Genomic DNA, 9029 nt, shown 5'->3' with positions numbered 1-9029 from the left:
GGGCGTAGCTCAGTTGGTAGAGCACAGGATTGTGACTCCTGTTGTCGTGGGTTCGATCCCCATCGTCCACCCCATATTTCGAAAAGGCGCCAGATGAACAGTCTGGCGCCTTTGCTTTAAAAGTTTCATGCGCGGATGTGGTGGAATTGGTAGACACACTGGATTTAGGTTCCAGCGCCGCGAGGCGTAAGAGTTCGAGTCTCTTCATCCGCACCAAATAAAGTTTCATCAGGGCCGATTGGCGTTGGTGGGACTGAGCAAAGAGGTCGATCTGATCGATTTTTTTGAACAGGCAATATGGTGGGCGTAGCTCAGTTGGTAGAGCACAGGATTGTGACTCCTGTTGTCGTGGGTTCGATCCCCATCGTCCACCCCATATTCGAATAAAGACGCCAGATTAATCATCTGGCGTTTTTTTTTTGTCAGGTTTCGCCAAGGTCCGCTGACTTTTGCAAAACCGAGTAAAGAGGCCGCCTTGAGCGGTTTTTTTATTGCCTCGAGTTTCGCCATTCTTCGTTGTCTTGCGCCAATTTCCAGCTTGTTCGTGAGGGTGTCTGCCTCGATCGGAATTTACTTGGCTGCTGCCTTCCAGTGCTCCTTCCTCCGCCCGCTTTTTATCGGCTGGAGAGGGTTGTCAGGTGGCGCGGTCGAACTTGCCGGGTCAAAGCGTCTTGTCCTGTAGAAGCCTACGTGCCAGGTATTCCGATCCAGATATCGTGAGATGGTTGCTGTCGCGATAGAGCAGCGAACCGTCCTGGGTCATGCTGCAGGATTTTTCGGTGCAGAAATATTTGTAGGTTTGAATGAGTGTTGGATAACCGCTCGCCGTAACCGCTGATTGGAGCATGTCGTAGTAGTATTTTCGCCGGTTGAGATGCTCGGCAAGCGCCGATGAGCAGGTCTGGCCGCTGCCACTGAAACGTCTTCCGTACTTGCATTTCGCGGAGTCGAACAGGAATGACGGTATGTCATCCAATACGTAGAGTTTCTTTCCTGAATGCTTGAAGGCGTCAAAGGTGTTTTTCAGGCGGGTCGGCAAGTTATCAAGCGTAGGTACTATTTTTCCTTCCCAGGCAGCGGAAATGATCACCGTCTTGATGTTTTTGTCGGCGAGGGCGATCTCAAAGGCGTCTTTGAATTTTTCACTGTCAATAACGGGGAGGTCGACATGAATGAAAGAGGCTACGTTCAAGTCCTTGAACTGTTCTGACAGTCCGGGCAGCAAGTGCTCTGCGTGACTATCGCCAATCAGCAGCATATCGACCGGGCTGGACGGTTTCGACTGAAAGCAGCGGTAGCCGTTGGCGCCGGGATCATAGGCCGAGAAACTTTTGAGCTTTTCGTCCGAGCACCGGGAGAAGTGTTTGTTCAGGTAGGCAATATAGGGGTCGCGGCCGAGATCGTCCGGGTAGATGCTCACCGGGTTGGCGCCTGCCCTGGACGGGAATCCATTATTGGCCTGGATGGTCAGTGCCGTGATCGCGACGAGGATCATCGTCGCGGCGAGGAGTCCTACTGCCGCCGGGTTCTTGAAGCGGCCAAGACGGATGGGGCTTTCAATGAATCGGTAGGTCGCCCAGGCCAGCGCAAGCGCGAGGATGACCAGGGCGATTCTGGTCTCCAGAGATGGAGTGGCGCTCTCGATGATTCGGTCGAACGACAGCAGGGGCCAGTGCCACAGGTAAAGCGGATAGCTGATAAGTCCGATACCGACCAGCAGCCTGCTGGACAGGATTGTGCGGTTGATCAGTCCCTGGGGGCCTGCGGCAATGAGCAGTGTCGCGCCAATGACGGGTAGCAGTGCAAGGCTTCCGGGGAACACGCTGGAGCGGGTAATAGTGGCAAGGCCGCTGACAATCAGCAGGGTTCCGGCGAGAGATAGGGTGTTGCTGATGCCGATGGCGGGTTTCCATTTGCCAGCCGCGCACGCAAGCAGCGCACCGACCAGTAACTCCCAGAGACGGCTGAGCGGCGAGTAAAAATCGGCCGTGGGGTTGTGGGTTGCCTGGTGGATATTCAGGGCAAATGACAGGGTGGCGAGGGCGGCAATGGCCAAGCCCGGGTTGGCGCGGGTTCGCCAGAGCAACAGCAGAATCAATGGCCATGCCAGATAGAACTGCTCTTCAATGCCGAGGCTCCATAAGTGCAGGAGTGGTTTGGCTTCTGCCGCGACATCGAAGTAACTTGTCTCGCTCCAGAACATCAGGTTCGAGATAAAGGCAGCGCCTGCCAGCGTATGCTTTCCCAGCAAGGTGTATTCGTCTGCGAGCAGTGCCAGCCAGCCGAACGCCAGGCAGAACATCAGTACGGCAATGAGTGCGGGGAATATTCGTATTATTCGCCTGGCATAGAAGTGTCCGAGGCTAAAGGTGTCGCTCTGCAGGTTCTTGAAAAGGATGGATGAAATCAGGAAGCCGGAAATAACAAAGAAAATATCGACGCCAATAAATCCGCCGCCAAGCAGGGTGGGGAAGGCATGGGTAATCACGACGGCGATGACGGCGATGGCGCGAAGGCCATCGATGTCCTGGCGATACGCAATCTGCGAATGACTGGCTGCTTTCCCCAGCGGCTGCTCAAGTTTGAGTGATGTCATCGGTACTGGTCGCTCCGGCGCATCGCCTGTTTATAAAGCGCCGTAGCGTAACCGTTAACCGGTTGGCGCAATAGCTGGATTGCCGGTCTGTGGAGGGGTTGTGATAATCCAGGCCGACGCTGCCCCGCAAGGCCCGACGAACCTGGATCTGGAGGTGTTCAGTGGGTTGCCCGATACGGGCGGGGGCTTATGCGCGCTGCCACCGTGACGTATTCCTGCGCGCCTTCTATATAATAGAAAGACGATTGAGTGACCGCCTGTCCGGGGCGCCTGGCTCAAGGGTGGCTCATGTCCGATGATGGCCGGCTGTTTTTACCCGTTTTCAGTAGGGTGACTTCTTGAGTCCGACCCACTAGAATGCTTGCCCTTGCTTCTGAGGTCGGAAACGGCCGGCTAATGTCTGTGCAACGAGGAATATCCATGCAAGTTTCTGTTGAAAATACATCGGCTCTTGAGCGCCGCATGAGCATCACCGTGCCAGCTGAGCGCATCGAGACCCAGGTCAACAAGCGTCTGCAGCAGACTGCCCAAAAGGCCAAGATTGCAGGCTTCCGCCCTGGCAAGGTGCCAATGAGCGTGATTCGCCAGCGTTACGAGGCGGATGCCCGTCAGGAAGCGGTGGGCGATGTGATCCAGTCCTCCTTCTATGAAGCCGTGGTTGAGCAGAAGCTGAACCCGGCCGGTCAGCCTTCTGTCGAGCCGAAAGTGCTGGAGAAGGGCAAGGACCTGGAATACGTTGCGACGTTCGAAGTGTTCCCTGAGTTCACTGTTGCCGGTTTCGACTCCATTGCTGTCGAGCGCCTGAGCGCTGACGTGGCGGACTCGGATCTGGACAACATGCTGGAAATCCTGCGCAAGCAGAACACCCGTTTCGAAGTGGCCGATCGTGCTGCCCAGAACGAAGATCAGCTGAATATCGATTTCGTCGGCAAGGTCGACGGTGAAGCCTTCGCTGGCGGTTCCGCCAAGGGCACCCAGCTGGTGCTGGGCTCCAACCGCATGATCCCGGGCTTCGAAGATGGTCTGGTAGGCGCTAAAGCCGGTGAAGAACGCGTTCTGAACCTGACTTTCCCAGCTGACTACCAGAACCTGGACCTGGCTGGCAAAGCCGCTGAGTTCACCGTTACCGTCAACAGCGTGTCTGCACCGACCCTGCCTGAGCTGAACGAAGTCTTCTTCGCCCAGTTCGGTATCAAGGAAAGCGGTCTGGATGGTTTCCGCACCGAAGTTCGCAAGAACATGGAGCGTGAACTGCGTCAGGCGATCAAATCCAAGGTCAAGAACCAGGTCATGGACGGTCTGCTGGCCGCCAACCCGATCGAAGTGCCGAAGGCCCTGCTGTCCAACGAAGTGGATCGTCTGCGGGTGCAAGCCGTTCAACAGTTCGGCGGCAACATCAAGCCTGACCAACTGCCGGCCGAGCTGTTCGAAGAACAAGCCAAGCGCCGTGTCGTGCTGGGTCTGATCGTGGCTGAAGTGGTCAAGCAGTTCGAGCTCAAGCCTGATGAAACCCGCGTACGTGAGCTGATCCAGGAAATGGCTTCGGCCTACCAGGAGCCAGAGCAGGTTGTGTCGTGGTACTACAAGAACGACCAGCAACTGAACGAAGTCCGTTCGGTTGTGCTGGAAGAACAAGTTGTGGATACTGTTCTGCAGAAGGCGAATGTGACCGATAAATCGGTCTCCTACGAAGAAGCAGTCAAGCCGGTGGAAGCTCCACAAGCCGACTGATTTTCTGACTCGTTGGAAAATACACACCATAAGCCAGCCTCGCGCTGGCTTATGCGTATTCAAGACATGACTATTTGGGAGTGACTGCAGAGCATGTTCCGTAATTCCTATATTCAGCAGAACTCTGATATCCAGGCCGCAGGCGGCTTGGTCCCGATGGTTGTCGAGCAGTCCGCTCGTGGCGAACGCGCCTATGACATCTACTCGCGCCTTCTCAAGGAGCGGGTGATTTTTCTGGTGGGCCCGGTAGAGGACTACATGGCCAACCTGATCTGTGCGCAGCTGCTGTTCCTTGAAGCGGAAAACCCGGACAAGGACATCCATCTCTACATCAACTCCCCGGGCGGTTCGGTGACGGCGGGCATGTCGATTTACGACACCATGCAGTTCATCAAGCCAAACGTGTCGACCACCTGTATTGGTCAGGCGTGCAGCATGGGCGCGTTCCTGCTGACCGCCGGTGCCCAGGGCAAGCGTTTCTGCCTGCCGAACTCGCGTGTGATGATTCACCAGCCACTGGGTGGTTTCCAGGGCCAGGCGTCGGATATCGAAATCCATGCCAAGGAAATCCTCTTCATTCGTGAGCGTCTCAACACGCTGATGGCCAAGCACAGTGGGCGCACCCTTGAAGAAATCGAGCGCGATACCAACCGTGATAATTTCATGAGTGCAGACGCCGCGCGTGACTACGGGTTGATCGACGAAGTGATCGACAAGCGCCCCGCTTAACATTAAGCAGCTCAAAATAAGGTGGGTCGGCTGCTCCGATCACCAGCGGGCTTGAAAAAGCCCGCAATAGCCTTCATCTTGTGTTGCAAGCCTATCGGATTTGGATCGAACGAATGACTGACACCCGCAACGGCGAGGACAACGGCAAGCTGCTTTATTGCTCCTTCTGTGGCAAAAGCCAGCATGAAGTACGCAAATTGATTGCCGGCCCCTCGGTCTTTATCTGCGACGAGTGCGTCGACCTGTGCAACGACATCATCCGTGAGGAGGTGCAGGAAGCACAGGCCGAAAGCAGCGCGCATAAATTGCCTTCGCCTAAAGAAATCAGCGGCATCCTTGATCAGTATGTGATTGGTCAGGAACGTGCGAAAAAGGTTCTGGCGGTAGCGGTCTACAACCACTACAAGCGTCTGAACCAACGTGACAAGAAAAGTGACGACGTCGAGCTCGGCAAAAGCAACATCCTGCTGATCGGCCCGACCGGTTCGGGCAAGACCTTGCTGGCTGAAACACTGGCCCGTCTGCTGAATGTGCCGTTCACCATCGCCGATGCAACCACCCTCACCGAGGCGGGTTATGTAGGTGAGGACGTGGAAAACATTATTCAGAAGCTGTTGCAGAAGTGCGATTACGATGTGGAAAAGGCTCAGATGGGCATTGTCTACATCGACGAAATCGACAAGATTTCCCGCAAGTCCGATAACCCTTCGATTACCCGGGACGTTTCCGGTGAAGGCGTGCAACAGGCCTTGCTGAAGTTGATCGAAGGCACGGTGGCCTCCGTTCCGCCCCAGGGCGGTCGCAAGCACCCGCAGCAGGAATTCCTGCAGGTAGACACCCGCAATATCCTGTTTATCTGTGGTGGTGCGTTCTCCGGTTTGGAAAAGGTTATTCAGAGCCGTTCCACCCGTGGCGGCATCGGTTTCAGCGCTGAAGTGCGTAGCAAGGAAGAAGGTAAGAAGGTCGGTGAGTCCCTGCGTGAAGTCGAGCCTGACGATCTGGTCAAGTTCGGTCTGATCCCGGAATTCGTCGGTCGCCTGCCGGTCCTGGCGACGCTGGACGAGCTGGATGAGGCTGCGTTGATGCAGATTCTCACCGAGCCGAAGAACGCCTTGACCAAGCAGTATGCCAAACTGTTCGAAATGGAAGGGGTTGACCTGGAGTTCCGTGCCGATGCACTGAAATCCGTCGCCAAGCGTGCTCTGGAGCGTAAAACCGGTGCCCGCGGCCTTCGTTCGATCCTCGAAGGCGTCCTACTCGACACCATGTATGAAATCCCCTCGCAGTCCGAGGTGAGCAAAGTGGTGATCGATGAAAGCGTGATCGAGGGTAAATCCAAGCCGCTGTACATCTACGAGAACAGCGAGCCGCAGGCCAAGGCCGCGCCTGACGCCTGAGTGCGGCAGACTGTGACCTGACAAGGGGCCTTCGGGCCCCTTTTCTTTTGGCGCTTGTTTTTTTCCGAACAAGCCCCCATCTTGGTTTCAAGCTTATCCACCTGTTTCCGGCCGTACGGCCGCCGTAGAGGCGAAATCATGAAGACAACCATAGAATTGCCTCTCCTGCCATTGCGTGATGTCGTGGTGTATCCGCACATGGTTATCCCGCTGTTTGTGGGGCGCGAGAAATCTATCGAAGCCCTCGAGGCCGCGATGACGGGCGACAAGCAGATCCTGCTGTTGGCCCAACGTAATCCTGCCGATGATGACCCGGGCGAAGATGCGCTGTATCGCGTAGGTACAGTCGCTACCGTATTGCAATTGCTGAAATTGCCTGACGGCACCGTCAAGGTGCTGGTCGAGGGTGAGCAGCGCGGCACCGTCGAGCGTTTCAGCGAGGTCGACGGTTACTGTCGCGCCGAAGTGGCGCTGATCGAAGAGGCCGATGCACCGGACCGTGAGTCCGAAGTTTTTGTCCGTAGCCTGCTGGCACAGTTCGAGCAATACGTGCAGTTGGGCAAGAAAGTCCCGGCTGAAGTGCTGTCGTCGTTGAACAGCATCGATGAGCCGAGCCGCCTGGTCGACACCATGGCCGCGCATATGGCCCTGAAGATCGAGCAGAAGCAGGAAATTCTCGAAATTGTCGACCTGTCGGCTCGTGTCGAACATGTGCTGGCCTTGCTCGACGCTGAAATCGACCTGTTGCAGGTCGAGAAACGCATTCGGGGTCGCGTCAAGAAGCAGATGGAGCGCAGCCAGCGCGAGTACTACCTGAATGAGCAAATGAAAGCCATTCAGAAGGAATTGGGCGACAGCGATGAAGGCCATAACGAAGTCGAGGAGCTGAAAAAGCGCATTGACGCCGCTGGTCTGCCGAAAGATGCCCTGACCAAGGCGCTGGCCGAGCTGAACAAGCTCAAGCAGATGTCGCCGATGTCCGCCGAGGCGACCGTGGTGCGCTCCTATCTCGACTGGCTGGTGCAGGTGCCGTGGAAGGCCCAGAGCAAAGTGCGCCTGGACCTGGCGCGGGCCGAAGACATTCTCGATGCGGACCATTATGGTCTGGACGAAGTCAAGGAACGGATCCTCGAATACCTCGCCGTACAGAAGCGCGTGAAGAAAATTCGCGGCCCTGTACTGTGCCTGGTCGGACCTCCTGGCGTGGGTAAAACCTCCCTGGCTGAGTCGATTGCTCACGCGACAAACCGAAAATTCGTACGCATGGCCCTCGGTGGCGTGCGTGACGAAGCGGAAATTCGTGGTCATCGGCGGACTTACATCGGTTCGATGCCAGGAAGATTGATACAAAAGATGACAAAGGTTGGCGTGCGCAACCCGCTGTTCCTGCTTGATGAAATCGACAAGATGGGCAGCGACATGCGTGGCGATCCGGCTTCGGCGTTGCTGGAGGTGCTGGACCCGGAACAGAACCACAATTTCAACGACCACTACCTGGAAGTTGACTACGACCTGTCCGATGTCATGTTCCTCTGTACCTCCAACTCGATGAACATCCCGCCAGCGCTGCTGGACCGGATGGAAGTGATCCGCCTGCCGGGTTACACCGAGGACGAGAAGATCAACATCGCCACCAAGTACCTGTCGCCCAAGCAGATCCAGGCCAATGGCCTGAAAAAGGGCGAACTGGAATTCGAGGTCGAAGCGATTCGCGATATCATCCGCTACTACACCCGCGAAGCCGGTGTGCGTGGGTTGGAGCGGCAAATCGCCAAGGTCTGCCGCAAGGCGGTGAAAGAACATGCGATGGAAAAACGCTTCTCGGTCAGGGTCACGGCCGAGCTGCTGGAGCATTTCCTCGGGGTGCGCAAATTCCGTTACGGCCTGGCCGAGCAACAGGATCAGATCGGTCAGGTCACGGGCCTGGCCTGGACCCAGGTCGGTGGCGAGTTGTTGACCATCGAAGCCGCCGTGGTGCCGGGCAAGGGGCAGTTGATCAAGACCGGTTCCCTGGGCGATGTCATGGTTGAGTCCATCACCGCCGCACTGACCGTGGTGCGCAGCCGCGCCAAGAGCCTGGGCATCCCCCTGGACTTCCATGAGAAGCGCGACACCCATATCCATATGCCGGAAGGGGCGACGCCGAAAGACGGCCCTAGCGCTGGCGTAGGAATGTGTACAGCCTTGGTGTCAGCCTTGACTGGTATTCCTGTGCGTGCCGACGTGGCCATGACCGGTGAAATTACCTTGCGTGGTCAGGTGCTGGCCATTGGCGGTTTGAAGGAAAAATTGCTGGCGGCACATCGCGGTGGGATCAAGACCGTCATCATTCCTGAAGAGAATGTGCGCGATCTGAAGGAAATTCCTGACAATATCAAGCAAGATCTTCAGATTAAACCGGTTAAATGGATTGACGAGGTCCTGCAAATTGCGCTGCAATACGCGCCGGAGCCCTTGCCAGATGTGGTTCCGGAGATCGTCGCGAAAGATGAGAAGCGCGACTCCGATTCTAAGGAAAGAATCAGCACGCATTAAGTTCGGATCAAGCCTGGGTGGCTTCCTTGACAGCTTTTTAG

General features: G+C 56.3%; 5 protein-coding genes and 2 tRNA genes. 6 read left to right on the top strand and 1 reads right to left on the bottom strand.

Going from position 1 to position 9029, the window contains the following annotated elements; genetic code table 11:
• The first annotated feature begins 131 nt into the window (after positions 1–131).
• Both AC07T0_RS19150 and AC07T0_RS19145 read left to right on the top strand, forming a co-directional pair.
• Positions 132–216: transfer RNA gene (locus AC07T0_RS19150), tRNA-Leu, on the top strand.
• An 84-nt stretch (positions 217–300) separates the two neighbouring features.
• Positions 301–376 (top strand) — tRNA-His (locus tag AC07T0_RS19145).
• 285 nt (positions 377–661) lie between these two features.
• Here AC07T0_RS19145 and AC07T0_RS19140 read toward each other — a convergent pair.
• Entirely contained in the window at positions 662–2596 is a 1935-nt protein-coding gene (locus AC07T0_RS19140) for an acyltransferase family protein (protein ID WP_495002697.1), read from the bottom strand.
• Between the two features lie 420 nt (positions 2597–3016).
• Between AC07T0_RS19140 and tig the strand changes: the two genes are divergently transcribed.
• The 4 genes from tig to lon all read left to right on the top strand — a co-directional run bounded on the left by tig (position 3017) and on the right by lon (position 8988).
• Positions 3017–4327, top strand: coding sequence for a trigger factor (gene tig, locus AC07T0_RS19135; RefSeq protein ID WP_495002696.1), 1311 nt, complete (start codon positions 3017–3019; stop codon positions 4325–4327).
• 93 nt (positions 4328–4420) lie between these two features.
• Positions 4421–5056 carry an ATP-dependent Clp endopeptidase proteolytic subunit ClpP gene (gene clpP, locus AC07T0_RS19130; RefSeq protein WP_495002695.1) on the top strand — a complete coding sequence of 212 codons (636 nt, stop codon included), beginning with the start codon at positions 4421–4423 and terminating at the stop codon, positions 5054–5056.
• A gap of 113 nt (positions 5057–5169) precedes the next feature.
• Complete coding sequence (clpX, locus tag AC07T0_RS19125; protein WP_121138383.1) at positions 5170–6453, top strand: ATP-dependent Clp protease ATP-binding subunit ClpX; 1284 nt, start codon at positions 5170–5172, stop codon at positions 6451–6453.
• A gap of 138 nt (positions 6454–6591) precedes the next feature.
• On the top strand, positions 6592–8988 hold the full coding sequence (gene lon, locus AC07T0_RS19120) for an endopeptidase La (RefSeq protein ID WP_495002694.1): 2397 nt from the start codon (positions 6592–6594) through the stop codon (positions 8986–8988).
• Positions 8989–9029 lie beyond the last annotated feature (41 nt).

The organism is Pseudomonas sp. GW821-FHT04D07, from assembly GCF_059420225.1.
The sequence above is the reverse complement of the archived record's forward strand: the minus strand, read 5'-3'. Positions and strand labels throughout refer to the sequence as shown.